At 53.7% G+C, this 25,580-nt stretch carries 24 protein-coding genes; 19 read left to right on the forward strand and 5 right to left on the reverse strand.

The window, feature by feature from the left end:
- Positions 1-121: 121 nt before the first annotated feature.
- Both ccpA and JET16_RS17115 read left to right on the forward strand, forming a co-directional pair.
- Entirely contained in the window at positions 122-1,126 is a 1,005-nt protein-coding gene (gene ccpA / locus JET16_RS17110; protein ID WP_199617778.1) for a catabolite control protein A, read from the forward strand.
- Positions 1,127-1,164: 38 nt separating this feature from the next.
- On the forward strand, positions 1,165-1,875 hold the full coding sequence (locus JET16_RS17115) for a 5'-methylthioadenosine/adenosylhomocysteine nucleosidase (RefSeq protein ID WP_199617780.1): 711 nt from the start codon (positions 1,165-1,167) through the stop codon (positions 1,873-1,875).
- Positions 1,876-1,935: 60 nt separating this feature from the next.
- Here JET16_RS17115 and JET16_RS17120 read toward each other — a convergent pair whose 3' ends face one another.
- Positions 1,936-5,001, reverse strand: a complete 3,066-nt coding sequence (locus JET16_RS17120) for a transglycosylase domain-containing protein (protein WP_199617782.1) — start codon at positions 4,999-5,001, stop codon at positions 1,936-1,938.
- A 134-nt stretch (positions 5,002-5,135) separates the two neighbouring features.
- On the opposite strand from JET16_RS17120, the gene tyrS reads away from it, so the two are divergent.
- On the forward strand, positions 5,136-6,386 hold the full coding sequence (gene tyrS, locus JET16_RS17125; protein WP_199617784.1) for a tyrosine--tRNA ligase: 1,251 nt from the start codon (positions 5,136-5,138) through the stop codon (positions 6,384-6,386).
- A gap of 244 nt (positions 6,387-6,630) precedes the next feature.
- Here tyrS and rpsD read toward each other — a convergent pair whose 3' ends face one another.
- The gene (gene rpsD, locus JET16_RS17130; protein WP_199617786.1) at positions 6,631-7,230 is read right to left on the reverse strand and encodes a 30S ribosomal protein S4; all 600 of its coding nucleotides are present in this window, start codon (positions 7,228-7,230) and stop codon (positions 6,631-6,633) included.
- Positions 7,231-7,615: 385 nt separating this feature from the next.
- Here rpsD and JET16_RS17135 point away from each other — a divergent pair, with 385 nt between their 5' ends.
- The 5 genes from JET16_RS17135 (at position 7,616) to JET16_RS17155 (ending at position 11,794) form a co-directional block, all read left to right on the forward strand.
- A complete protein-coding gene (locus JET16_RS17135; RefSeq protein WP_233531779.1) occupies positions 7,616-9,100 on the forward strand; it encodes a sensor domain-containing diguanylate cyclase in 1,485 nt (494 codons plus the stop codon).
- A 156-nt stretch (positions 9,101-9,256) separates the two neighbouring features.
- Positions 9,257-10,372 (forward strand): aminopeptidase, encoded by a 1,116-nt coding sequence (locus tag JET16_RS17140; protein ID WP_199617787.1) that lies wholly within the window; start codon positions 9,257-9,259, stop codon positions 10,370-10,372.
- Between the two features lie 102 nt (positions 10,373-10,474).
- A complete protein-coding gene (locus JET16_RS17145; protein WP_199617789.1) occupies positions 10,475-10,723 on the forward strand; it encodes an HPr family phosphocarrier protein in 249 nt (82 codons plus the stop codon).
- A gap of 278 nt (positions 10,724-11,001) precedes the next feature.
- The gene (locus JET16_RS17150; protein ID WP_199617791.1) at positions 11,002-11,301 is read left to right on the forward strand and encodes a YlaN family protein; all 300 of its coding nucleotides are present in this window, start codon (positions 11,002-11,004) and stop codon (positions 11,299-11,301) included.
- Between the two features lie 115 nt (positions 11,302-11,416).
- Positions 11,417-11,794 (forward strand): Asp23/Gls24 family envelope stress response protein, encoded by a 378-nt coding sequence (locus JET16_RS17155; protein WP_199617793.1) that lies wholly within the window; start codon positions 11,417-11,419, stop codon positions 11,792-11,794.
- A gap of 126 nt (positions 11,795-11,920) precedes the next feature.
- On the opposite strand, the gene ftsW is transcribed toward JET16_RS17155, so the two are convergent.
- Positions 11,921-13,087, reverse strand: coding sequence for a putative lipid II flippase FtsW (gene ftsW, locus JET16_RS17160; protein WP_233531780.1), 1,167 nt, complete (start codon positions 13,085-13,087; stop codon positions 11,921-11,923).
- Between the two features lie 15 nt (positions 13,088-13,102).
- Positions 13,103-13,450, reverse strand: coding sequence for a YugN family protein (locus tag JET16_RS17165; RefSeq protein WP_199617795.1), 348 nt, complete (start codon positions 13,448-13,450; stop codon positions 13,103-13,105).
- A gap of 140 nt (positions 13,451-13,590) precedes the next feature.
- Between JET16_RS17165 and JET16_RS17170 the strand changes: the two genes are divergently transcribed.
- The 5 genes from JET16_RS17170 (at position 13,591) to JET16_RS17190 (ending at position 19,478) form a co-directional block, all read left to right on the forward strand.
- Positions 13,591-14,745, forward strand: a complete 1,155-nt coding sequence (locus tag JET16_RS17170) for an amidohydrolase (protein WP_199617797.1) — start codon at positions 13,591-13,593, stop codon at positions 14,743-14,745.
- 92 nt (positions 14,746-14,837) lie between these two features.
- A complete protein-coding gene (locus JET16_RS17175) occupies positions 14,838-15,290 on the forward strand; it encodes a CBS domain-containing protein (RefSeq protein ID WP_199617798.1) in 453 nt (150 codons plus the stop codon).
- A 90-nt stretch (positions 15,291-15,380) separates the two neighbouring features.
- Positions 15,381-17,096, forward strand: a complete 1,716-nt coding sequence (locus JET16_RS17180; RefSeq protein ID WP_199617799.1) for a DNA repair helicase XPB — start codon at positions 15,381-15,383, stop codon at positions 17,094-17,096.
- Positions 17,096-18,931 (forward strand): helicase-associated domain-containing protein, encoded by a 1,836-nt coding sequence (locus JET16_RS17185; RefSeq protein ID WP_233531795.1) that lies wholly within the window; start codon positions 17,096-17,098, stop codon positions 18,929-18,931. Before JET16_RS17180 ends, JET16_RS17185 begins: the two co-directional genes overlap by 1 nt.
- 100 nt (positions 18,932-19,031) lie before the next feature.
- Positions 19,032-19,478 carry a YlbF family regulator gene (locus JET16_RS17190; protein WP_199617801.1) on the forward strand — a complete coding sequence of 149 codons (447 nt, stop codon included), beginning with the start codon at positions 19,032-19,034 and terminating at the stop codon, positions 19,476-19,478.
- A gap of 34 nt (positions 19,479-19,512) precedes the next feature.
- Here the strand turns inward: JET16_RS17190 and JET16_RS17195 are convergent, their stop codons facing one another.
- Complete coding sequence (locus JET16_RS17195; protein ID WP_199617802.1) at positions 19,513-20,520, reverse strand: asparaginase; 1,008 nt, start codon at positions 20,518-20,520, stop codon at positions 19,513-19,515.
- Between the two features lie 74 nt (positions 20,521-20,594).
- Here JET16_RS17195 and JET16_RS17200 point away from each other — a divergent pair, with 74 nt between their 5' ends.
- The 6 genes from JET16_RS17200 to JET16_RS17225 all read left to right on the forward strand — a co-directional run bounded on the left by JET16_RS17200 (position 20,595) and on the right by JET16_RS17225 (position 25,570).
- Positions 20,595-20,858: a YlbG family protein gene (locus JET16_RS17200; protein WP_199617803.1), complete on the forward strand. Its 264-nt coding sequence runs from the start codon at positions 20,595-20,597 to the stop codon at positions 20,856-20,858.
- Between the two features lie 150 nt (positions 20,859-21,008).
- Positions 21,009-21,446, forward strand: coding sequence for a hypothetical protein (locus JET16_RS17205; protein WP_199617805.1), 438 nt, complete (start codon positions 21,009-21,011; stop codon positions 21,444-21,446).
- 117 nt (positions 21,447-21,563) lie between these two features.
- Positions 21,564-22,475, forward strand: coding sequence for a selenium metabolism-associated LysR family transcriptional regulator (locus JET16_RS17210; protein ID WP_199617807.1), 912 nt, complete (start codon positions 21,564-21,566; stop codon positions 22,473-22,475).
- A gap of 13 nt (positions 22,476-22,488) precedes the next feature.
- The gene (locus JET16_RS17215) at positions 22,489-23,361 is read left to right on the forward strand and encodes a PHP domain-containing protein (RefSeq protein ID WP_199617809.1); all 873 of its coding nucleotides are present in this window, start codon (positions 22,489-22,491) and stop codon (positions 23,359-23,361) included.
- The gene (galU, locus tag JET16_RS17220; protein WP_199617811.1) at positions 23,358-24,248 is read left to right on the forward strand and encodes a UTP--glucose-1-phosphate uridylyltransferase GalU; all 891 of its coding nucleotides are present in this window, start codon (positions 23,358-23,360) and stop codon (positions 24,246-24,248) included. The genes JET16_RS17215 and galU overlap by 4 nt, the downstream gene beginning before the upstream one ends.
- A complete protein-coding gene (locus tag JET16_RS17225) occupies positions 24,245-25,570 on the forward strand; it encodes a UDP-glucose dehydrogenase family protein (protein ID WP_199617813.1) in 1,326 nt (441 codons plus the stop codon). The genes galU and JET16_RS17225 overlap by 4 nt, the downstream gene beginning before the upstream one ends.
- Positions 25,571-25,580: the final 10 nt, after the last annotated feature.

Here is a 25,580-nt window from a genome sequence, read left to right on the forward strand (position 1 = left end):
GGGGCCCGGTTGTCGCTTTATGGCGGAAAAAAGGACGAGCGTTGCGCGAAGTATAATTTTGTCGTATGATAGCCTTATCTTGATTTGCTCGTACAAATTTTTTTCATTGGAGAGAATGCTCGTGACAGTAACGATTTATGACGTGGCCAGAGAAGCGGGAGTATCGATGGCAACCGTTTCACGGGTCGTTAATAACAATCCGAACGTGAAGCCTCAAACTCGAAAGAAAGTATTCGAAGCGATTGAACGGCTCGGATATCGCCCGAACGCCGTAGCGCGCGGACTGGCAAGCAAGAAGACGACCACAGTCGGCGTCGTCATTCCTGACATCTCCAATACGGCGTATTCCGAAGTCGTCCGGGGAATTGAAGATATCGCCAACATGTATCATTACAACATGATTCTTTGCAATTCCGATAAGAAGAAAGAGAAGGAAATACGCGTCATCAACACATTGTTGGAGAAGCAAGTGGACGGATTGCTGTTTATGGGAGGCGTCGTGACCGATGAACATATTGAGGCGTTCCGCAACTCGGTACCGATCGTTTTGTGCGCGACGATGGATGCGAATCGCGTAATGCCTTCGGTCGACATCGATCATGAGAAGGCTGCTTATGACGCGGTGTCCGTACTCATCCAACACGGTCATCGCCTGATCGGAATGATCAGCGGCAATCTGCAAGACCCGTCCAACGGGTTTGCCAGATATCAAGGGTATAAGCGCGCTCTTGAAGAAGCAGGGATTCCTTTCCGCGAACCGTACGTACGGATCGGTAATTACAAATACGAATCCGGAATCGAGACGATGGAATATTTCCTTCAATTGGAGGAGCGTCCGACCGCCGTCTTTGCCGCTACGGACGAGATGGCGATCGGAGCCATTCATGCGATTCAGGACCATGGACTCCGGGTGCCGGAAGATTTGTCGGTCATATCCGTCGACAACATTCGGATGGCGTCGATGGTTCGGCCTCAGCTTTCTACGGTTGCTCAGCCGATGTACGACATCGGAGCGGTATCGATGCGTTTGCTGACGAAATTAATGAAGAAGGAACCGGTGTCCAACCCGGTTGTCGTGCTTCCGCACGAAACGATTATGCGGCAATCCGTGGCTCATGCGAAATGAGCCTTCTTTTTTTTGTTTAACTATGGAGGGATAGTGGAATGGCATTCGGTACGATCGGTTTAATCGGTGCAATGCAAGAAGAGATCGAGCGGTTTTTGGAACGAATTGTGGAAGCCGAGACAGTTGCGGCGGCCGGTATCGAGTTTCGGAAAGGCGAGTGGTTGGGCAAAACGGTCATCTTGTGCAAATGCGGTGTAGGGAAAGTGAATGCGGCGGTATGCACGCAGCTGTTGATCGACCGTTTCGGCGTCGACTGCATAATTTTTACGGGCGTGGCCGGAGCGCTTCATCCCGATTTGAATATCGGAGACATCGTGGTGTCAACCGATGCCATGCAGCATGATATGGACGTCACACCGCTCGGTTTTGCGAGAGGCGTCATTCCTTACACAGACGTTTCGGTTTTTGCGGCCGATGCAAATTTGGTTGAAGCGGCGTATGCGGCCAGCGAATCGCTTTATCCGGGTCATACGAGGAAAGGGCGAATACTGTCGGGAGACCAGTTCGTGGCGAACCGGGATACGGTAGACAGGCTGCGGCGTGAAATGGACGGCGATTGCGTAGAGATGGAAGGTTCGGCCGTCGCGCAAGTTTGTCACTTAAACGGCGTCCCGTTCGTCATCCTTCGATCGATGTCCGACAAGGCGGACGGATCCGCGCATATTAATTTTGAGGAATTTACGCGCCTTGCCTCCGAACGGTCGGGGAGCATCGTGGAACAGATGCTAAAGAGCGGTATGCAGGCGTAGTTAAGAGAAGAGGCTGTTTCGCAGTAGATAAGAATCTACGCTGAAACAGCCTCTTTTTCTTTACTTAAGCTGAACGCTCGGGGAAGGCGGAGATTCTCCCGCGTCATTCAGCGCGGTAACCCGATACCACCCTTTGACAGTAACCGAAATATATTCGAACGACGCTTCTCCCGTCGATCCGATCAACTGATAGGGCCCCGATTCTTGCTCCGCGAAATATACGTTGTATTGCTTTACCGATTGATCGGCCGGATTGGGGTTCCACGTAAGCTTCATGCCAAGATCTCGGGCTTCCGCAGCCAATTGTTGAGGTGCGGCCGGGGCAGCGCCGCCTTCGCCAGCACTGCCGCCTTCATTGCCCTGGTCGGCCTGGTCCGCTGATATCCCGCCCGGTTGTCCCGTATACACAGGGGAGCTTGGCGGGGACGTCTTACCGGCGATGTCAACCGCGACTACTTGATATCCGTGAAGGCGCTTATCCGGCACCTCGTCATAGAATGCGGGAGCCTCTCCGTTCAATACGGTCTTCCCAGGCACGGCTTGGAACGGCCCTCCGTCGATCGAACGATACACCCGGTACCCGGCAATATCGTTGTGAGGGCTTGGCGAGAACAACACTTTAACGCCTTTCCCCGTATTTAACAACGTCAGTTTCGGAGGCGCCGTCGGATTCGAACCGTCTTCCGCGCGAGGGTCGACTTCCTTGGGAGCGTCGCCGAACCCGTCGATCGGCCGAAATCGTTCGATCGGCTTTCTTTGGGATTCGGGCAGCTTTCTCATCGCCTCTTCGATCCGTTTCAACAACTCGGAGATCGGCTCGGCCCGCGAGACGACCGGCCGGGTTTTCGTCATGTCATCCGGCGTACCGGGTTGGGGCGAGTACGTTTTTCCGCCAACCGTCACCGTGCGTGCGATTTGTAGAACGTCGTCCACCTTCGTCGGGATGTATTTGCGGTTAAAAATATCGGTAACCGTCAACTTTGCTTGAACGACAGCCTCGCTGGGCAAATCGCCGGAAACGGCGGAGACGGTTTTTTGCACGATGCCTTCCGGTTTGTCGAATGCTTTCGTTTCGAACAATTCGGGCTTTGATGCTACGACTTCGTTCATGACCTCGGCCCAGACACGTTTCGCACGAAGCGATTCTCTAAGCGTGGAAGGCTTATCATACCCGATCCACACGCCGAGCGTAACATCCGGCGAATAACCGACAAACCACAGGTCGTAATTGTCGGACGTCGTACCCGTCTTTCCGACAATCGGAATGTTCTTGCCGTGCTTGAATCTTCTATTTACTTCCTTAGCCGTCCCCGAAGAAACGACCGTGCGGAGCATATCCGTCATCAAGTAAGCCGTTTGCTCGGAAAACACGGGAGCCGGGTTCAGCTTATGCTCGTATATGGGGTTGTCTTCGGAATCCGTTATCCGGCTAATAAAGAACGCATCGTTAAACGTGCCTTTATTTGCGATCGTTGCATATGCGTTCGTTAACTCCTCGACGGAAACGCCGTATTCCAATCCGCCGATAATCCCGGTCTGGGCGTGATTATCGTCTTCCGTCAAGCTTGTAATGCCGACCCGCTTGGCGAAGTCCCAAGTGGAGGGAATGCTCACAGTATCCAAAAACAGCTTGATTGCGGGAATGTTCCACGACTGGTTCAACGCTTGTCTGACCGTAATCAACCCATGGTACTTGTTGTCCCAGTTTCGCGGGATGTGCACTCCTTTGCCGCCGTCCTTAAGAATGATCGGCACATCGTCGATGACGTCGCCAGGTTGGATCGCACCCGATTCCAGCGCGGGCACATACGCGGCGAACTTCATCGCGGAGCCCGGTTGGCGCTGCATCTGGGTAGCGTGATTCAATTGCTCCTTGTAGAAATCTCTGCCTTCAATCATGCCGAGGATGGCGCCCGTATCGTTATCGAGCAATACGGCGCCTACTTGTTCCATCCCCTTCTCGGGATGATCCTTCGTGAAATGCTCCGGATTTTCGGCGATGCTGCGCATGGCGTCGTACAGCTTTTTGTCGATCGTCGTGTACACCTTGTACCCGCCGCGCAGAAGATGCTCTTTCGCGTCTTTGAGCGCATCGGCGTATTCGGGGCTGCGCAGTTGCTCCCGGGTGAGCTCCGGATGCTCCAGCAAAATGAGCGTTTCCGCCGCTTGGCGTTCGGCCTCCAGCATCAAGTAAGGATATGTATTGTAGGCTTTCCGGCTCGGCTTTGCCAGGCTTCCCTGCAAATCGAATGCAAGCGCCTCCCGGTATTGTTGTTCCGTAATTTTGCCGACCGTCAACATCCGGCTCAGCACGTGCCGCTGGCGTTCTTTAGCTTTAAGGAAGCCTTCCTCGTCAAATTCCCCTTTGCTGGTGAACGCGGAGAACGCCGACGGCTGCTGCGGAAGTCCGGCCAAATACGCCGATTGGGCAAGGTTGAGCTTATCCAGCTCCAAGCCGAATATCCCTTTTGCCGCCGCTTTTATACCGAATAAGTTATAGCCGGTAGAACCGTTGCCGAATGGAACTTTATTTAAGTATGCTTCCAAAATATCTTCCTTCGTCATGAACCGCTCCAACCGCAAAGACAAAAATATTTCTTTTATTTTGCGGGAATCGGTCTTGTCCAGGCTTAAAAACACGCGCCGGGCCAATTGCTGGGTGATTGTGCTTCCTCCGGTCTGCTCCTCTTCGTCGAACACCCTTTGTTTGACGGCGCGGAACAAGCCGGAGAAATCAATGCCGATATGTTCGTCGAAATCCGCATCTTCGGTTGCGATCAACGCATCTTTCACATATGCTGGAATTTCATCGTACGAGACGACCCTGCGGTCTTCCTCGGTGCGGAGCTGGCCGACGACCGTCCCGTCGCGGAAATATACGAATCCCGTTTCGCTGTTGAGGCTCATCGCCTCCATAATTTCTTCTCGGCTGCGAACCTTTTCGTCCTTAACGAGTGCGGCCACGTATCCGGTAACCGCTGCGCTCATGACGAGCGCTCCAAGAATTCCTGTCAGGACCGACCACTTCAGAGTGATCAACCCGAGCCGAACCAACTTGCTGCGGAAAAATGCGGCCGCGGACGACGACACTTTGCCCTTCTGTCTGTTCTCTTTGTTTTCGGACATAGTACAGTACCTCCCCAAGATCACATTCCATTATATCACATGGCGGCTCTCTTGGGCATACAAGCCCTTGCGAACGGTTGACTCCGTCATGGGGGTATGCTATAAATTGGACATTGTAAGGAGTTGTGGAACCTATGGATAAAAGAGACAAATTGAATTCGGAGCAGCTGGAGGAGCTTAGCAGGCAGCTTGAGACGCTAACCAGGGGAACGGCGGAAATCGTTCCGGAGGAGCAACTCGCGAATAAACTGGCTGGCTCGATCGCTTCCGGCGTCCCGCTGAAAATTAAATTAGGGCTTGATCCGTCGGCACCGGACATTCATGTCGGCCATACGGTCGTGCTTCATAAATTGCGCCAATTTCAACAGTTCGGCCACCGCGTTCAGCTGCTGATCGGCGATTTCACGGGCAGAATCGGGGATCCTACGGGAAAGTCGGAAACGCGGAAACAGTTGACTGAAGAAGACGTTCAAAGAAATGCCGCCACGTATAAAGAACAAATTTTTAAGATTCTAGACCCCGACCGCACCGAGGTTGTTTACAATTCCGAATGGCTTGCGCCGATGACGTTTGCCGACGTCGTGTCCTTGGCGGCGAAAGTTACGGTCGCCAGAATGCTGGAGAGGGACGATTTTACGAAACGGTATGCAAGCGGGCAACCGATATCCATACATGAATTTTTTTATCCGCTGATGCAGGGCTACGATTCAGTGGCGCTTGAAACCGATGTGGAGTTGGGCGGCACCGACCAAAAGTTCAACTTGTTGATGGGGCGGATGCTCCAGAAGGAATACGGCAAGGAAACGCAAGCGGCTATCATGATGCCGTTGCTGGAAGGCTTGGACGGCGTCCAAAAGATGAGCAAAAGTCTGGGCAACTACATCGGCATCAATGAAGAACCGAAAGAAATATACGGGAAAGCGATGAGCGTTCCCGATGAGCTTATGTTGAAGTACTACGAGCTCTCGACCGATATAAACGAAGGGTTAGCGGAATTGAAAAGAGGTCTTGCGGACGGTTCCGTCCACCCGCGGGACGCCAAGATGAAGCTGGCATTCACTTTCGTTCGCATGTACCATGGGGAAGAAGCGGCGAAAGAGGCGGAACATCATTTTGTCACCGTATTTCAGCAGCGGTCCTTGCCTGATGAGATCGAGGAGTTTGAAATCCCGGCGGCTGAAATCGATAACGGCAGCATTCGTCTTGTGAAACTGCTGTTAGCAAGCAGGCTTCAGCCTTCGGGTGCGGAGGCGCGGCGTACGATTCAGGGCGGGGGCGTCAAAATCAACGAGGAAAAGATTACGGATCCGAATGCGGTGATTTCCGTAAACAACGGCGATATCGTTCAAGTGGGCAAGAGGAAGTTTATCCGGTTGAAGGTTTGATGGGCCACATACGGCATGCGCGTTAAGAAGCAGGCGGCAAATCCGCCGGCTTTGAACCGCATTTTTCTCACTTTCGAACATTATTAAGATCCTTTTGGACCGTACCTTTTGACCATTCACCGAATATTTACCAAATCAACGGCAAATTTTGCCGTTATGGTGGGCAGGCATGCGGCAGTCAACGCCTGCAAAAAAAAAGACATCCGAACGCGAAACCGTTCGGATGTCTTTCTCTTTGCCAAGATTATCGGCTGTAAAACTCGACAATTTGCTTCTCGTCGATTTCTTGCGGAAGCTCGGAGCGTTCCGGCAAACGCACGTATTTGCCTTCCATCGCAGCGTCGTTGAACTCAAGATAGTTCGGCAGGAAGTTGCGGTTGGCGACCGCTTCCTTGATCGAAGTAAGATTGCGGCTTCTTTCGCGAAGGCCGATCACGTCGCCCGGCGAAACGAGGTAGGACGCGATGTCGACTTTCTTTCCGTTCACCGTAACGTGGCCGTGGGACACCAATTGGCGGGCGCCGGCACGGGAGTTCGCCATACCAAGACGATAAACGAGGTTGTCAAGGCGGCTTTCCAGAAGCACCATGAAGTTCTCGCCCGTAATGCCTTGCATCTTCGACGCCTTATCGAACAAGTTGCTGAATTGCTTCTCGTTCAAACCGTACATGTGGCGAAGCTTTTGCTTCTCCATAAGCTGCAAACCGTAGCCGCTCACTTTGCGGCGTTGTCCCGGACCGTGCTGCCCCGGTGGGAACGGGCGCTTCAATTCTTTACCGGAACCGCTCAAGGAGATGCCGAGGCGGCGGCTTAATTTAAATTTCGGGCCAGTATAGCGTGCCATGAATAAAACTCCTTCTTTCTCTCGCAAATATAGTATGTTTCAAATTTAGTGTAATTGGATGACGAAAGCTTGGACTCTTCTTGCGCCTGTAACGCAGGGCGAATATAAACTGCGCTTTTCCGGACATGTTCAGCCGCAGGCCCGGAATTGCGATACAGGAGGGTTGCACAAAAAAACTCTTTTTACAAAGAGGGCCCAACTTACGTACTCGACTACTCATTTTACGCCAAAGAAAGAACGATTGTCAAGATTTTGGCATCTGGAAATGATGAACGAAACATGCAATTCTGTCGTGCAATGTGTTGGAAAACATAGTAGAATATAGAGATCAATCATTCGGCACATCAATGTCACGGGAGAAGGATGCGATAAAGAGGGGATTATTTTGATTAAAGATTTTAGCCGAGTCCCGGATACGGCCGTGGCCCCGGAACATGATCGGATTAACATGGAACGTGAACTCAATCTATACCGGCAGCTCCAACGCCATGTGCGAAGCCTCCACTCCCGACGGTCCGGACACGGAGTGCTGGCCGGACTGGCGGATGCGATACGCGAAGCATGCCCGGGGTCCGGCGTCAATTTGTTCATGACGCAGGACACGATTTCCTCAGAGGTTCCAGTGAAACCGCTTTTATTCAACCATGACGGCACGGATATTTGCACGAAGGCATACATGGAAGTTCGCATGGTGCTGGCCGACGAAACCGGTTCGATTATTGATAAAACCGGCGGCACCGCTGCAATCGTTGCCGTTCCACTCACCGGAAACCAAGGCGTATACGGAGTTGTGGAGGTCGCCGGCGGCGATTGCCCGTTTACCGCCGAGGAAATTCACTTTTTGTCGCAACTGTGCGAAACGGCGGGTTCGGCATTCGAGAATGCGAAGCTCTATGAGCAATCCAATTTGTTGATCACCGAGCTGAGGCTTGTTAACGAAATTACAAAGAGGTTAAACCAAAGTTTGCGCTTGCACGAGTTGTTTCAGTTTGCCTGTACGGAGTTGATTGAAGCGTTTCAAGCCGATTTTGCATGCATTCTCCAATTGGATCCGCATTCAAGATTGTTTGTCGTACAAGCAACCAACCTGCCGGATTTAAGCGGAGACACGTTTTCGATCGATTACGGCTTCGCGGGAGTCGTATATCGAACGAAGGAACCCGTCATCATTTCCGACTATCAGATAAAATCGACCGTAGAATCGAAGCTGATGCGCCATACCGGCTCGCGTTCTTTAATTGCAGCTCCCATAACCGTCAATTCCGAGGCGGTCGGAGTTATTCTTGTGGCGCACGGGGAAGAAAACTTTTTCACATACGACAACTACAAGCTGCTTCAATTGATTTCCGACCATTTCGGCTTGGCGATCGCCAATGCTCAGCTTCATTCAGAACTGAACCGGATGGTCATTACCGACAATTTGACGGGGCTTTATTCCCGCCGGTATTTGGACGAACAGGTGCAGCAATATCAGAAGAGAGACGCCGGCGGCTCGCTTATTGTGGTGGACGTCGACGATTTCAAACTCATAAACGACACTTACGGCCATCAAGTGGGCGACGAAGTCTTGAAGCATGTGAGTTCCATTGTGCGAAGCTGCATTCGGGACACGGATATACCGGCGCGTTGGGGCGGAGAAGAGCTCGCCATATATTTGCCTCAAGTGCCGATTCAACAAGGGGAGGCGATTGCGGAACGCATTCGAAGCCGCGTGGCGTCGGAGACGAACCCGCCGGTAACTGTGTCCTGCGGATTGGCCGAATGGAAGCGCGAGGACGAGAAGATCAGCGTGGAGCTGTTGTTTTACAGGGCCGATATGGCGTTGTATTCAGCGAAGCACTGCGGTAAAAATCAATACAAGATCGGATAGAATGTGGGATTCCTGCCGTTTCGGACGAATGTTGTTGGCGATTTTCACCTGTGGTAAAATAACGATGTATTTCAAGGACAGACTCGTGCAAGAACAATTATTCTTGCATGTTTTGTGCATTTGCGCGTTTGTTAAATCCGAAGGAGGACAAGAAGCTTGAGAGATCCCAGAATCAACAAAATGGCAAAAACCATTGTGAACTACTCCATTCGGGTAAAGCCCGGTGAACGCGTACTTATCGAGATGATCGGCCCGGAAAGAGAACTGCTGAAAGCTGTAATCGAAGAGGTTCATGAAGCCGGCGGCCATCCTTATGCGCAATTGACGGACCGCGCGGTGCAGCGAACGCTCTTGAAATCGATGAAGAAAGAAAACTTCGAGCATTGGAGCGAACTCGACTTGGCCCGGATGAAGGAGATGGATTGTTACATCGCTATTCGCTCCGGCGAAAACGCCAGCGAGCTGTCCGGTCTGCCGGACGGTCAGCTCGGTTTGTACGAGAAGCTCTACTACAAGCCCGTCCATCTGGACCAGCGCGTCCGCCGCACCCGCTGGGTTGTTATGCGTTACCCGAGTCCGGCCATGGCGCAGCTCGCCGGAATGAATACCGATGCGTTCGAAGATTTTTATTTCGACGTTTGCACGCTTGATTACGAGAAGATGTCCAAAGCGATGGAGCCGCTTTCCGAGTTGATGTCGCGCACGGATAAGGTACGGATTACCGCTCCGGATACGGATTTGACGTTCTCTATTAAGGGTATCCCGAACGTCAAGTGCGTAGGCGACAAAAATTTGCCAGACGGCGAGCTGTATACGGCCCCGGTCAGGGATTCGGTAAACGGCACGATTCGGTACAATACGCCAACCGTGTACAGCGGGTTGACGTTCGAAAATATTTTCTTCCGCTTCGAGAACGGAAAAATCGTGGAAGCCACCAGCAACGACACCAAACGGCTGAACGAAATTTTGGACAATGACGAGGGCGCGAGGTACATAGGGGAGTTCAGCATCGGATTCAATCCGTACATTCTCCACCCGATGAAGGATACGCTGTTTGACGAGAAGATTGACGGAAGCTTTCACTTCACGCCGGGTCAAGCGTATGAGGAAGCGGATAACGGCAACCGGTCTTCGATTCACTGGGACCTTGTGCTGATTCAGCGTCCGGAATACGGCGGCGGCGAAATTTGGTTCGACGACCGGTTGATTCGCAAAGACGGCAGATTTGTCATTCCGGAATTGGATGAATTGAATCCGGAAAATCTAAAGTAAACTTATACGCGCCGCGTGACAATTTCATCTTGATTCCGCCTCAATCCCAAAGTATCATAGGAGAAGAACGGCTGTTCCACAAATTGGTTCGGAGGCGAATATATGACGACTAACAAAAATGCGGCCATTGTCGACATTGCCCAAACTGCAAGCAAGTTTAAATCTTCGATCGTGCTTCAATTGGAAAATAAGTACATCGATGTAAAAAGCATTCTCGGTCTGTTCACTACGCTTGTCGGCGATAAAGCGTACGAACTGCACGTCCACGGGCCGGACGAGGAAGAAGCGAAGCAAGCGCTGACAGAAGTGTTCGCAAAGCACGGCTTGGAAGTCAAATTAGCCGAGGGGTAATACAATTACGGAGGAAAGAACAGGCCGAAATGCGGCTTGTTCTTTTTTATGTTTGCTGCCCGTTCCCCATTACTTGTGCTGCGATTCGTTTTCGTCTAAAATTAACGGTAAGAAAAACTTAAGCGAATACGTCCTTAATGTTCGAATTACATTCAAAGAAGCGGGTACGTCGTTGAAAGGAAGTTTTTCTTGAAACATAAGAAGCAACCTTTTTGCGTTAGGAAAAAGTCATAATTCTTATGTTATAAGAATCGGTAGTCAGGTGGGGGGAAAGCGCCATGTCTTCTTCGGAAATGTTGCACCATCTTACACAGAAAGCTATGCATCTTCTGCAGGAGGACGCACGGAAGATCGAAACGCTCATCCAAGTGCAGATGGAGAACTTGGCGACGCGCAAATGTCCGTTATACGAGGAAGTGTTGGATACGCAGATGTACGGTCTATCGCGTGAGATCGACTTCGCCGTTCGGGCAGGCCTAATCCAAGAAGCCGAAGGGAAAGAACTGCTCGTGAACTTGGAGCGCAACTTGGCTCAATTGTATGAAGCGCTCGCGGTCAACCAAAATCAAAGCACATAATTGCGGCCGCAGGCCGCTTTATTTTTCGCACGGAATTATGTATGAAATCGCAGTTGATGCGTCTCGAGAAACGATTTACAATGGAATTACAGCCCATGTAGAGAGGGGAACTGAAATGGTGGAAAACAGTGGAACGGTTCGTATTTCCGACGATGTGGTCGCAACGGTAGCCGGAATGGCCGCATTGGACACACCAGGCATTGCGGCAATGTCGGGAGGAATCTCGGAAGGTTGGGCAAAGCGGTTAACCGGTAAAAACGCTCAGAAAGGCGTAACGGTGGAGGTCGGACAAGTGGAAGCCGCCATCGATTTGCGAGTTATTGTGCGTTACGGAGTTGCTATCCATGATGTTTGCCGCGAATTACAGGAAAGAGTCAAGGAATCCATTGAGAACATGACGGGCTTGCACGTTGTGGAAGTGAACGTAAAGGTTGAGGGCGTCCAGCTTCCTGACGAAGAATCGGAGGAAACCGCCGCGACTCGTGTAAAATAAACAACTTGGAAAGTCACCGGAACGAATAGAAAAGGGCTGACCCGCACATTGGGATGCGGGCAGCCCTTTCGTTGTAGAGATAACCTTGACGATGGTTATTTGAAACGTTATTCTCGTCATTGCGGGTTATGACCGGATGCGCGGCACATGCTGAGGTACGCGCTCGGTCTTCGGTTTCGATTCCGCGACTCTCCCGCTTTCGCGGGATATGCTGAGCAGTACGCCCATGCTCATCATGCTGACGAGCAGCGACGAGCCCCCAGAAGAGATAAAGGGAAGCGTGATCCCCGTCATCGGAATCGCTCTCGTTACCCCTCCGATATTAATAAGCGCTTGAATGCCGAACATGCCGACGATTCCGATGCCGACTAGCGTGCCGAAGGCGTCGGAGCAGCGAAGCGACACAATGATGCCGCGCCATAAAAATATCAAATATAAGAAAAGAAAGATGACCGTACCGATAAATCCCAATTCTTCCCCTACAATGGCGAAAATAAAGTCGTTATGCGCCTCGGGAAGATAGAAAAGCTTCTGTATGCTTTGTCCGAACCCCGCGCCGCCGATGCCTCCGTGTCCGAACGCCATTTCCGCTTGAACGTTCTGGTAACAATCCCCCAGCCGGTCGTCCCAAGCGTTGAAATAGCAATGAAAACGGTCGATTTGGTATGATTCCTCGTTGGAGAAAGCCAATTTTCCCAAAAACACCGCTCCGGCCACCGCCAACGTGGCGGCTCCGAGCAGCAGGTGCCTCAGATTCGCGCCGCCGGCAACAATGACAATCGCACTGCAGAACAAAAACACGACGGTGGAGCCGAAGTCCGGCTGCAGCATCACCAATACGGCGATAAAACCGACCACCAATGCGACAGGGAGAAGCCCGTGCGTAAACCGTTCGAATTTCTCGCCCTTCTTGCTGATCAATGAACCGAGATACAATATGATGGCGAGCTTCGCAAATTCCGCGGGCTGTATGGAGAAGAAGCCGAGGTCGATCCAGCTTCTGGGCTTGTCCCCCGACGGCTGCAGCAGCACCGCGATGAGCAGCCCGAGCGTAAAGATGAAGAAAGGGAGGTATCCCTTCTTCATCTTGGCGTACGGCACGTTCATGGTGATCAGCATAAGGAACGTCCCTAGAACCGCGGCAATCAGTTGCTTCTTTGTAAACAGCAGTTTATCGCCGAATTCATACGCGGCGACCGGCGAACTCGCGCTAAACACCATAACGATGCCGAACCCGACGAACAAAAACGTCAACAACAGCAACAGAAAATCCGGCGTCCCTCTTTGTTCCATTATGATCCCCGCTGCTTACGCCTGAATCAATTGTTTGAAAGCGGCAAGCTTTTGCTTCGCGAGCTTCAAAACCGATTCCGGCACCGGTGATTCGTAATCGAGACCGTGGGGAAACGTTGCGCGGCCGATGTACACTTCTTCCACTTGCAGCACGGCAGCCGGATTTTCCAATTTCCCTTCAACGGCTCTCGTGTTGATCCGCACGAAATAATCCTCGGAATTCGGTTTATCTTCAATCTTCAAATCGTATGTAGCCCGATAATACTCCCATTGCCACCGGACGAAACCGAGCTGAGCCGACGCTTCGTCGAAATCGGCCAATTCCGCATGCAAGCCCTTAAGTCCGCTGTCCTCGATAATCAAAATGCATTCCTCCCGTAATATCCGCGTTCGCGGCTAACTCAACACCATCATGATATTATGAATGGACAACGGACGCAACCTCCTTCCCTTAAAGCGGAGTGACAATTGTGTTAATATAGTTAAAATGGGAGGGAATCGTAATGGTGACGTTGAACGGACTTCGTGAAACGATGGAACAGGTTGTCGCATGGCGAAGGCATTTGCACCGCAATCCTGAGTTGTCCTACTCCGAACGCGAAACGTCCGCTTTTGTGGCGAAACATTTGCGGGAATGGGGCTGGAACGTGAGAACGGGCGTAGGCGGCCACGGTATTGTCGCCGATCTTGCCGGAAGCGCCCCCGGCCGAACCGTAGCGCTGCGTGCAGACATAGACGCGCTTCCGATTCAGGACGAGAAGAATACGGAATACGCCTCCCAAGTTCCCGGCGTCATGCATGCATGCGGCCACGACGGCCATACGGCTGCGCTGATGGGCGTCGCCAAGTTGCTGGCGGAAACGAAGGACCGGTTGCAAGGGAACGTACGGCTGCTGTTTCAACCTGCGGAAGAGGTGCCGCCCGGCGGCGCGGTTGCGATGATCCGGGACGGCGCATTGGACGGAGTCGACGTCATCTACGGCATACATCTGTGGACGCCTTTTCCGGCAGGCACCGTTTATACGCTTAGCGGACCGATGATGGCGGCGGCGGACGAGTTTACGGCGCACATTAAGGGGAAAGGCGGGCACGGCGGATTGCCGCACCAGTCGGTGGACAGTGTCGCTATCGCGTCTCATTTTGTCCTCAATGTGCAGTCGATCGTGAGCAGAAACGTGGATCCGACTCAGCCGAGCGTTATTTCCATCGGCTCCATCCACGGCGGGACGACATTCAACGTTATCGCCGGCGAGTGCAAGCTCCAGGGTACGGTTCGTACGTTCAACAACGAATTGCGCGAATATGCGAAGCGACGCGTGGAAGAAGTGTTGGACTATACGTGCCGCATGTTCGGCGCAACATACGAGCTTGAATATTTGTTAGGTTATCCGCCGGTCGTGAATCACGATGCGGAGACGAAACTCGTGCTGCGCAAAGCGGCGGAATTGTTCGGTACGGATCGGACGGGCACTTCTTCGCTCATTATGGCGGCGGAGGATTTCTCTTATTATTTGGAACGGGTGCCGGGCTGCTTTGTTTTCGTCGGCGCAGGATCGGAGACGGCGAATGTCCCGCATCATCATCCGTTGTTCGACATCGATGAAAGCGCGCTCGAAACATCGTTAAGGCTCTTGTATTCGTTGGCGGCGGAACGCTGAATGAATGGAAACCTGATCTTTAGGGGATTCTAGGGATGAAGTGCTCATGCAATCCCGAACGAATCGTCAAACGACAGGAGGAGAGTTCCAACATGAAGACGGTCCAAACCGTGAAAGAAATAATGGAAACGGACATCGTTACGGTTACTACGAAAGATAATATTTATGAAGTCGCGGTAAAGATGAAACAGCACAATATCGGCTTCGTGCCTGTCGTCGAAGGCAAGCAATTGATCGGTGTCATTACCGACCGCGACCTTGTCATCCGGGGTTACGCCGAGAAAAATTCCGGTTCCGCTCCGGTAAACGACGTTATGAGCGACCAAACCGTCGTTACGATATCCTCGGATAAGAGCATCGACGAAGCCGCTAAAATTATGGCGAAAAACCAAATTCGCCGTTTGCCCGTCGTTGACAACAATGAGCTTGTAGGCGTCGTTGCGATCGGCGACTTGGCAGTTCGGGAAATGACCGAAGACGAAGCCGGGAAAGCGCTCAGCGACATTTCCGAGAAGCGCCGCGACACGATCGGCACCACTCGATAAGCAAAAGCGCAGCATTCCGAACACTCCGTTTTCCCGGATGGAAAGCGGAGTTTTTGCATTTTTAAACAACGGGGTGAACCGACAATCGACATGAACAACAAGCCTCTCATCGTGCAGGGCGATTGCACCGTGCTGCTCGAAACCGATCATCCGCTGACGGAGGAAGCCCGTACGGCGCTTAGCGGCTTCGCCGATCTATGGAAAAGCCCCGATCATTTGCATACATACCGCATCACGCCGCTGTCGCTTTGGAATGCGGCGGCTTCGGGCTTGACCGCCAACAGCATCGTCGGCCAACTGGAAGCGTACGCAAGATTCGGCGTCCCGAAGAAAGTGTGCGATGAAATCACATCTTTCGTCAACCGGTACGGATTGATAAGAATGGTGCAAAAAGGCGAGCGGTTGATGCTGCAATGCGAGGATGATGACGTATTGAGGCGGCTTGAAAGCTACAGCTCGCTTCGGCCTCACTTCGAATCGTTTCGCGAAACCGGTGCGCTCGGCATCCGGCTTGCGGACCGCGGTCACGTCAAGCAGGAGCTGCTTAAGCTCGGATACCCGGTGGAGGATATCGCGGGCTATGTGACCGGCGAATCGATTCCGATCCGTCTGCGGACGACGTCCGCATCGGGAAAGCCGTTTCGGCTGAGGGATTACCAGGAGCGGGCGGTGGAAGCTTTCTATCGCGGCGGCTCCGCGTCGGGAGGCAACGGCGTGTTGGTGCTTCCGTGCGGCGCGGGTAAAACCGTGATCGGGATCGCCGCGATGGCAAAGTTAAACTGCGCCACGCTGATTCTTACCACGAATTCCACTTCGGTCCGGCAGTGGAAGGAGGAGCTGTTGGACAAGACGGAATTGTCCCCCGAGGAAGTCGGCGAATACGGGGCGGTCAGCAAAGAAGTGAAACCGGTCACGATTGCTACGTACCATATGCTCACGCACCGTAAAGCGAAGGATGCCCCGTTCTCGCATATGAAGCTGTTCCGGGAACGACAATGGGGACTCATCGTGTACGATGAAGTGCATATGCTGCCCGCTCCCGTGTTTCGGGCGACGGCGGAAATTCAGGCCACCCGGCGTCTCGGCCTGACGGCGACGCTCGTTCGCGAGGACGGCCGGGAGGATGACGTGTTTTCGCTCGTCGGTCCGAAACGGATGGATGTCCCTTGGAAGCAATTGGAGGCGCGGGGTTGGATTGCGGATGTGAATTGCTGCGAAGTTCGCGTTCCGATGAATCGTCAGACGCTTTCCGCATACAGGGATGGCACGTCGAGGGAGCAGCACCGCATTGCGGGTGAAAATCCGGAGAAGCAAAAGGCGGTCGCCCGGCTGCTCTCTATTCATGCGGGGGAGCCGACGCTGATCATCGGTCAATATTTGGACCAGCTCGATCTGCTCTCCGAGGCGTTCCATGCCCCCTTGATAACGGGTGAAACGCCCCATGACCAAAGGGAAACGTTATACCGGCGGTTCAGACAGGGAGATTTGAAATTGTTGATCGTCTCGAAAGTGGCCAATTTCGCGATCGATTTGCCGGACGCTTCCGTTGCGGTTCAAGTGTCCGGCAGCTTCGGTTCGAGGCAGGAAGAGGCTCAACGTCTCGGGCGCGTGCTTCGTCCGAAAGCAGGGGCGAATACCGCGCATTTTTACACCATCGTCACGAAGGACAGCAAAGAACAGGAGTATGCGTTGAAACGTCAGCTTTTTTTGGTGGAACAAGGGTACAGGTACCGGATCGCGGACTCGTTGGATTCGCTGGCTTCGCCGGATTCGTTGGATTCGGTCGTTCAGGAGGAGACCGTGTGATGAAAGATGCAGAGCTGCGCCTGACGAATACGGAAGATAAGACGCTTCGCGTCATTGTGCTGCATTTCGCCGAAGAGCCGTTCACCTGCGACGCACTGGAGGCGGCCGCTCCCTGGGCGTTGACGGGATACGAAGCTGAAATCGGCGTTGCCCGGCTCAGGCGCAGAGGAATTGTAACGACCCGCAAGAAAGCTTGGGGCGAACGGATTCACTCGCTGACCACGGGTGTGTTCGATCATTGGCGGCAAGCGTATATGCCTGCAAGTCCGGACGATTGGACGGTTGCCGACGAGCATGCAGCGCCTCACAATGAACCGAAACGGGGGTTGGCGTCGCTCCTGTTCGGCTTGTTGGCGATCGCGCAATTCGAGGGATTGCCTTTGACTCAGAAAGGAACGCTGCACAAGCGGGATCTTCAGCGGGTGACCGAGCGCTTCGACGTAACGGATTCGGAATTTGCAGGCATGCAATGTTCATACATGCATCAAGACAAGTACGGCATTTCTTTTGCCGTTGTGTACGACGCCGCGCTCCGGCTCGGACTGTTGAACAACGGAGTGGATCAATCCGCGCCGGTTGAAGGTAAAGTGCTGTCCTGGCTCGAATTGTCCGCGCGCGAGATGGATGAACGCTTGTTGAAGCTTTGGTGGGAAGTATATACGCCGAACGACGTTTGGCTGCAGCAAGCGGCGGCTCTGCTGCGATCGCTGCCGCAAGGCAGATGGACAACGGCTCGCCGAATGGCCGATACGATGCTTGCGGCAGGTGTGCCGGCCGGCAGCCGTTCCGCAGAGGAAGCCGCCTTGGCTGTCGCCAGCCACTGGCTGAAACCGATGCGCGCATTGGGGTGGCTGGAGTCCGGATCGGCGGCAAACGATCCCGAACAAACAGCTTACAGATGGAGGGGGACGGAAGAAGGCGGCGCCGCGGAAGCAGCGGATAACAGATGGTACGTTCAGCCGGATTTCGAGGTGATCGTCACGCCGGCCGTGCCATACTCACTTCGCTGGGAGTTGGAGGCTGCGGCGGTTTACGAAGGGGGAGAGTACGTTGAACGATACCGTTTGACGAAGCATTCGTGGCAGCGCGCGATCGAATGCGGCCGGGATAGCGAACGGCTCATCGAGACGCTGCGCGGAGGCGCGAAGTACGGATTGCCTTCGAATGTGGAGGACACGCTCCGAGAATGGGGAGAACAATACGGAACGGTGAAGCTGGAACAAGCAACGCTGCTTCGCTGCCGCGACGCCTATCACGCGGAACAAATCCGCAGCCATCCGCAGACGACTTCTTTTATCGCCGCACAATTGAGCGATCGCGATTTTATCGTATTTAGCGGCAAGGCGGACGAATTGTTCAGCCTGCTCGAGCGGCAAGGATATTCTCCGAGAAAGACGAACGCGGTTTCGCAAAGCAAACCGCGCACAAGAGAAGCGGCAGGTGAAGCGCCGCCGGCCGCTCGCATAGATGCAGCGTCTTCCGATTGGGGGGACCGCCCGCAGGGAATCATTTTCGAGAAGCGGACCGCTTCTCTCTTTCCTGTCGACCCTGCGCCTCCTGCGCCCGAGCTTCAAGCGGTTACGGATAGCGTACCGCAGTCGTGGGTGAAGCAATTCCGCCGGTATCATTTGTCCACCATGAGAGATTTGATGGAGACGGCGGCCCGGATCAAGACGACGGTAAAGCTCGGCCGCGACGGCGCGGAGCATATGTTTTATCCCCGCCGGATCGAGCGTGCCGGAGACCGGTTCCGTGCCGTGGGGTATATGAACGGAAGCGAAGTTTCCATCATCCCGGAAGAATGGGAAGAAGTTCAGCTGCTGCTGCCGGACTAGCATTCGCGACATTCGCAATTTGAATGAATTCCTAGTTCTCTATAGCGAGGTTTGTGATATGATGATGGAGTAGATTCTTTTAAAAAAAGAGGTCGATGACATGAGTGTCGCTGAGAGACAAGCTTTAGACATATCCTTGCTTCTTAATAAAGCGAGCGAACTCGGCGCAGCCATGCTGAGGACAGCGGAGCTCGCCGATTATTTATATTGGAAAGACCGCATGGCGGGCGACGAGACGGTTGCGCTCGTTCTGCGGAAGATGGCGAAAGCGAAGGAAAGATTTGAGGAGTGCGAGCGATTCGGCCAGTTTCATCCGAACTACCACGAGGCGTTGGATGAGGTGAAGGCCGTGGAATCGGAGATGGAGAAAGTCGAATCGATCCGTGAATTCAAGAAAGCGGAAGAAGCGTTGGACCGCTTGCTGTACGACATATCCGTGCTGATCGCCCATTCGGTGTCCGATACCGTCAAAGTGCCAAGCAACGACCCGCTCCCCAAGAGCGGAGGAGGGTGCGGTTCGGGAGGCTGCAGCGGGGGTTGCGGATAAGAGTACAAGGCACGGTGCTTCATCCCTTGTGCCTTTAGAGCATTTCCAGCCGGAACACGGACGTTGTACGGCCGACTTCCGTACCGCTCCAGTTGCGGACGGCAGGCTCATGGAACCGCGCCAGCTTCTCGGTTTCTTCAAGGCTCAACCAGCCGAGCTGTTTTAGCGCTTCCGTTGCCGCCGGATACAGCGCTCTCTGTGAACCGTCTTCGATTTTGACGGCAAGCCCCAGTCCGGATCCGGGGTTGCTGACGGCAAACACGCCTTCCGCGCCCATCTTGCCGATCAATCTGCCGCCGGTAGCTTCGATCAGGGCAGTGTCGTAACGGCCTGTCCCGGCAAGCATGTTCGGGTGCCGCGCAATGCTGTCCGTTATTTGCCGGCATGCGGCGGCAGACAAATGTTCGGACGGGCTGCCCAAGCCGGCGAACGCTTGCGCGAGATTTTTCAAGGGAAGGCCGTATACCGGAACGCCGCAGCCGTCAATGCCGATGGCAATATCATCCGCAGAGACGCCGGCAAACGCTGCGAATGTTTCAAGCATTTGCCGCTGCGCGGGATGATCCGGCTCCATATACGTGTCAAGAGGCGCCCCAAGATGAATTGAGAGCGCCAACATGCCCGAATGCTTGCCCGAGCAATTGTTATGTAACGGAGTGGGCTGCCGCCCTTCCCGTCTCAGCTCGTCTGCGGACGGCTTGTGGTACGGCGCGTGAGCTCCGCATTGGAGCGCGCCTTGATCGATGCCGATTTTCGCCAGCATTGCAGTCACGGTTTCAACGTGCAGCGCCTCTCCGCTGTGGGAAGCGCAAAGTATGGCGATTTCTTGAGGCGAAAACTTGAACGCTTCCGCCGCGCCCGATGCGACAACGGGAACGGCTTGCAGCAATTTTGCGGAGGAACGGGCATACGTCACATATGCGGGGTCTCCGGCTTTCGCCGTTACGCGGCCGGAAACGTCGACAACCGCGATATGCCCCCTGTGAACGCTCTCGACGATGGCCCCCCTCGTGATATGAACGAGCTGCGGTGCCTCATGCATAACGTTCGCCTCTCCTTTCAATTGCTATAATTTTAAATAACTTGAGCGAGTGAAACGCAGAAATGAGGAATCCAATGTTTGCGGAACGCCACGGCATTATTGTCTGGTTGAACGATACCAAGTCCGCCCGGAATTTGGAGAAGTACGGAACGCTTCATTACGTTTCCAAAAGAATGTTTTACGCTGTGCTTTATGTACACGCCGATCGAACGGAGGAGACGATGAAAAGTATACAACGACTTCCCTATGTAAAGAAAGTGGAACGATCGTACCGGGGCGAAATTCCTACGGAATATAGTAGTAATATTCCAGACAAAACCAGGTTTTACTCTTATTGATATCTTGTAAGCACATTTTTCGGAATTTTGCAATGCCCCTTTGGTCTCTGGGGGCATTTTTTTATGCGTTTCTATTTAACTGGAAAAAATGTGGAGGTGATGTAATATGAGGGTAACGAATATGAAAAGTCAGCCGGGGTGGTGAGACGAATGAAGGACAAAGCGACGGAGAGGTGGAACACGTACGAGTCTTTTTTTGTACAGTTAGGGGACAAGCGGGTAGCGGATATTATCGTTACGAATCATGCGAAGGAGCGTTGGGTCAACCGGGTCGAATCGACTAAGACCGGATTTGACGATATTTGCGCCTTTCTGTGGGAGCATTTGAAGAAAGGGACGATCCAGTCCTATTATCGCAATGAACAAGACGTATATACAGTGGAAGAAGACTTGGTGTTCGTCGCGGAATTCGCCCCGTCGGACAAGCATACCGACATCGAGGGGAAGCCTCTTGACAAGATGATCGTCGTTACTTTTCTGGGTCGTATGTCGGAGACAATGGAGCTGCGGGACCTACGAACGTACTATTCATGGCTGCGGCATTCGCGGCGCATGACGTTAATTAAAAACAGCCGGAAAAGGCGATAAGGCGCGGGCGATGCGGCACCGCGCTTTTTTCTTGCCTCTGTGCGTTTTTCATAAGCTCAAAGACTTGATATAATTAGTTGGAACTCACACTTTTTATGAAGGCGGAGGATCCGCTCGATGGCGCTAAGCTTCCATCAATTGCACATCTTTCACACCGTGGCGGAGAAGGGAAGCTTCTCCGCGGCAGCGCTTGTGCTGCATATGACGCAGCCTGCGGTAACGATGCAGATACAAGCTCTCGAAGAGTATTTCGGCACGAAATTGTTTCACCGCTCCACGAAAAAAATCGAATTGTCGGAAGCGGGCAAGGTTCTTCTCTCATACGCGAAGCGAAGCATCGAGCTTGTGAAGGAAACGGACGTCGCCATGTCCAAATTCACTCACATGCTTCAAGGAAGGCTTCAGCTTGGCGCGAGTCTGACAATCGGGGAATATATTTTGCCCCGCATACTCGGACCGTTTAATCAAGAATACCCCAACATATCGATCCAAATGAAAGTGATGAATTCAACCCAGATTTTGGAGGATATGATTCGCCACCAGCTGACGTTCGGATTGATCGAAGCTCCCATCGTTCATCCCGAAGCGCATACGGAGCCGGTTCTCAGCGACGAGCTGAAGCTCATCGTTCCCGGCGGGCATCCGCTCCTGTCGATGGATCGCGTCACGATGGAAGACGTTCTCCGTTACCCGTTCGTCCTTCGGGAGCAAGGCTCCGGGACGCGTCAAGTGATGGAGGAGGAGCTTCGCCGCGTCGGCATCGATCCGGAGTCAATGAAGATCGTCATGGAGCTCGGAAGCACCGGTGCGGTGAAGTCGGCGGTTGAAGCGGGACTCGGCATCACGTTTATATCACAAACTTCCGTCAAGCACGAACTTGCGTTGGGAGTGCTGAGGATGGTGCCGTTGGAAGGAATCCGGTTTGCGCGGCATTTTTACGCAATGTATTTAAAATCCACCCTGCTGCCGATTTCCGCGGTAACGTTTCTTACGTTCCTGAGGGAAAGGGATTTAAGCAAATGGTTGTAAAGGAGAGGACGTATTGAAGGAGGGGAAGTACGATCTGCACACCCACACCACGGCATCCGACGGGCGTCTGACGCCGGCGGAGATCGTCCGTCTGGCTGTTGAGGCAGGTCTTGCGGGTCTTGCAATCACCGATCATGACACGGTAAGCGGAGTGGCGGAAGCGGTTGAAGCCGGCAAACAGCTGTCCGTGACGGTCATTCCCGGCGTCGAAATCAGCACGAGCGAGGGCGGGGGCGACGTTCACGTTCTCGGGCTTTGGACCGATCCGGAGGATGAAACGTTCATCCGCCGTTTGGCCGAACAGCGCGAATCGAGGTACAAGCGGAACGAAATGGTTCTCGAGAAGCTGCGGCAGCTCGGATACGACGTTTCGCTGCCGGAAGCGGAGGCGATCGCGGCGGAACGGAGGAGCGATAAGGACAGGGCGGTCGGAAGGCCGCACATCGCGGAGCTGCTCGTTCGCAAAGGCTTCGTTTCCTCGGTTGCCGAGGCATTCGACCGGCTGCTCGGCGAGGGCCGCAAGGCATATGTCAATATACCTAGAGTATCGCCGGAGAAAGCCGTCGAGTGGATTCATGAAGCGGGCGGCGCCGCGGTGCTGGCACACCCGGGGTTGTACCGCGATGGGGAATCGATTGCGCGCAGATTGACAGCCGCCGGATTGGACGGCTTGGAAGCTGCGCATGCGGATCACGACGAGAAGAAAGAAGAGCGGTTTCGGCGGCTGGCCGAATCGCTCGGCTTGGCCGCTACGGCCGGCTCCGATTTTCACGGATACCGGGATGGAGCGGCGTTTCATGCGCCGTTAGGCTCCCGAACGGCCGACGCCTCCGACGTTCGGCGTTTGCAAGCCCTGATCGAGAGGAGAGGGAGAGGAATTCAATGATACGCAAAGCGATTATACCCGCGGCAGGTTTAGGCACACGGTTTTTGCCCGCTACGAAAGCGCAGCCTAAAGAGATGCTGCCGATCGTAGATAAGCCGGCGATTCAATATATTGTGGAAGAAGCGATTGAGGCCGGCATCGAAGATATCATTATCGTAACGGGTCGAAACAAACGTGCGATCGAAGACCATTTCGACAAATCGATCGAGCTTGAGTTGATGTTGGAGGAAAAAGGGAACGAGGAGATGCTCAACCTCATCCGAAGCATCTCCAATATGGTGGATATTCACTACATTCGCCAAAAACAGCCGCTCGGACTCGGACATGCGGTATTGTGCGCGCGGACGTTTATCGGCGACGAGCCGTTCGCGGTCCTGCTTGGCGACGACATTATCGAATCCGATCCTTCCTTCCTGCGCCAGATGATCCAATTGTACGAGGAGTGCCGGGCATCCGCGGTCGCCGTTCAGGAAGTGCCGTGGGACGAAGTGAGCAAATACGGCATTATTTCACCGTCAGGCTCTGTTGCAGGGATGCCCGACGCCTCCTGGATCGACGACCTGATCGAAAAACCGGACCGGGAACAAGCTCCTTCAAACCGCGCCGTTATCGGACGGTACATTATCGAGCCGCAAGTGTTTGAAATACTGGAGAACTTGAGCCCCGGCCGCGGCGGCGAAATACAATTGACGGACGCGCTTCGCATATTGAACAAAGAGCGTCGGATGCTCGCATACACGCTGCAGGGCAAACGTTACGATATCGGCGATAAATTCGGATACATCGAAGCGACGATCGAGTTTGCGCTGCGCCGACCGGAATTGGCCGAATCCGTCCGTTCGTATTTATCATCCATTGTTAGGCAGTGGGAGGGGACCGGCAGGTGAGCAACCGGATTGGAGTGGTCGGAACCGGCTATGTCGGACTCGTTTCCGGCGCATGCTTTTCGGAGGTAGGCCACACCGTCGTTTGCGTGGACCGGGATGAGGCGAAAATCGTCCGGTTGCGGCAGGGCGACATTCCGATTTTCGAGCCGGGGCTTGAGCCGATCGTCAAGCGCAATGTCGAAGCGGGGCGGCTCCGGTTTGAAACCGACCTGTCCTTGGCGGTCCGCGATTCGGATGTGCTGTTCGTTGCGGTCGGAACCCCGTCGCTCGACAACGGCGATGTGGACATGACCCAAGTGAAGACGGTGCTGAAGCAAATCGCGGAATCGGCCGACGGCTACAAGATCGTCGTCATGAAGAGCACGGTTCCGGTCGGTACGGGAAAGATGGCGGAGGATTTGCTTCGTATGCACGCCGGTCCCGGCGCGTCGTTCGACGTTGTATCCAATCCCGAATTTTTGAGGGAAGGCACCGCCGTTCACGATACGTTCCATATGGACAGAATTGTGATAGGAGCGGAAAATGCCGCCGCGGCGGAAACCGTTCGCGAGCTGTTATCCCCGTTCGAGGCGCCTGTTTTGATGACGAACCGCGAGAGTGCGGAATTGATCAAATACGCGTCCAATTCGTTTCTTGCAACGAAAATATCGTTCATTAACGAGATGGCGAACATCTGCGAAAAGGTCGGAGCGGATGTGTCCATGGTTGCGAAGGGGATGGGCATGGACAAGCGAATCGGAGGCGCCTTCTTGAATGCCGGTATCGGCTACGGCGGTTTTTGCCTGCCCAAGGATACGCGCGCGCAGTTGTTTATTGCGGAGAACGCAGATTACGATTTTAAAATCATGCGCGCCGTTATCGAAGTGAACCAGCTGCAAAAACAACGGTTCGTCCGCAAAGTTCGCGCTGCTTTCGGAGGAGATTTGGCCGGCAAAACGCTCGCAGTAATGGGGTTGAGCTTTAAACCGAACACCGACGATTTGCGTGACGCTCCCTCGCTGGATGTGATCTCCATGCTTATTCAATACGGCGCCTCCGTCCGCGCGTGGGATCCCGTCAGCGGCGGGAAGGCGGCGGCATTGCTGCCGGGCGTGTTCATCACCGAGGATCCGTATAAAGCGTTGGAAGGCGCCGATGCGATGCTGATCGTAACGGAGTGGCCGCAAGTTCGCGAACTGGAATTGGCCAAGGTCCGTTCGATATTGCGCAAGCCATACGTCTTTGACGGACGCAACGTGTTCGATTCGGAGCGGATGCGGGATGCGGGATTTATTTACACAAGCATCGGAAGGCCGCCGTCGGCCGATAGTGCGCAGGCATAACTGCCGCGGC

The organism is Paenibacillus alkalitolerans (assembly GCF_016482785.1).
Lineage (GTDB): Bacteria > Bacillota > Bacilli > Paenibacillales > YIM-B00363 > Paenibacillus_AE > Paenibacillus_AE alkalitolerans.

What these genes read in the sequence shown, in the direction of transcription:
- JET16_RS17115 (WP_199617780.1), top strand. Translation starts at nt 1,165, where the DNA reads ATGGCATTCGGTACGATCGGTTTAATCGGTGCAATGCAAGAAGAGATC.
- JET16_RS17120 (WP_199617782.1), bottom strand. Translation starts at nt 5,001, where the DNA reads ATGTCCGAAAACAAAGAGAACAGACAGAAGGGCAAAGTGTCGTCGTCC.
- tyrS (WP_199617784.1), top strand. Translation starts at nt 5,136, where the DNA reads ATGGATAAAAGAGACAAATTGAATTCGGAGCAGCTGGAGGAGCTTAGC.
- rpsD (WP_199617786.1), bottom strand. Translation starts at nt 7,230, where the DNA reads ATGGCACGCTATACTGGCCCGAAATTTAAATTAAGCCGCCGCCTCGGC.
- JET16_RS17145 (WP_199617789.1), top strand. Translation starts at nt 10,475, where the DNA reads ATGACGACTAACAAAAATGCGGCCATTGTCGACATTGCCCAAACTGCA.
- JET16_RS17150 (WP_199617791.1), top strand. Translation starts at nt 11,002, where the DNA reads ATGTCTTCTTCGGAAATGTTGCACCATCTTACACAGAAAGCTATGCAT.
- JET16_RS17155 (WP_199617793.1), top strand. Translation starts at nt 11,417, where the DNA reads ATGGTGGAAAACAGTGGAACGGTTCGTATTTCCGACGATGTGGTCGCA.
- ftsW (WP_233531780.1), bottom strand. Translation starts at nt 13,087, where the DNA reads ATGGAACAAAGAGGGACGCCGGATTTTCTGTTGCTGTTGTTGACGTTT.
- JET16_RS17170 (WP_199617797.1), top strand. Translation starts at nt 13,591, where the DNA reads ATGGTGACGTTGAACGGACTTCGTGAAACGATGGAACAGGTTGTCGCA.
- JET16_RS17175 (WP_199617798.1), top strand. Translation starts at nt 14,838, where the DNA reads ATGAAGACGGTCCAAACCGTGAAAGAAATAATGGAAACGGACATCGTT.
- JET16_RS17180 (WP_199617799.1), top strand. Translation starts at nt 15,381, where the DNA reads ATGAACAACAAGCCTCTCATCGTGCAGGGCGATTGCACCGTGCTGCTC.
- JET16_RS17185 (WP_233531795.1), top strand. Translation starts at nt 17,096, where the DNA reads ATGAAAGATGCAGAGCTGCGCCTGACGAATACGGAAGATAAGACGCTT.
- JET16_RS17190 (WP_199617801.1), top strand. Translation starts at nt 19,032, where the DNA reads ATGAGTGTCGCTGAGAGACAAGCTTTAGACATATCCTTGCTTCTTAAT.
- JET16_RS17195 (WP_199617802.1), bottom strand. Translation starts at nt 20,520, where the DNA reads ATGCATGAGGCACCGCAGCTCGTTCATATCACGAGGGGGGCCATCGTC.
- JET16_RS17200 (WP_199617803.1), top strand. Translation starts at nt 20,595, where the DNA reads ATGTTTGCGGAACGCCACGGCATTATTGTCTGGTTGAACGATACCAAG.
- JET16_RS17205 (WP_199617805.1), top strand. Translation starts at nt 21,009, where the DNA reads ATGAAGGACAAAGCGACGGAGAGGTGGAACACGTACGAGTCTTTTTTT.
- JET16_RS17210 (WP_199617807.1), top strand. Translation starts at nt 21,564, where the DNA reads ATGGCGCTAAGCTTCCATCAATTGCACATCTTTCACACCGTGGCGGAG.
- galU (WP_199617811.1), top strand. Translation starts at nt 23,358, where the DNA reads ATGATACGCAAAGCGATTATACCCGCGGCAGGTTTAGGCACACGGTTT.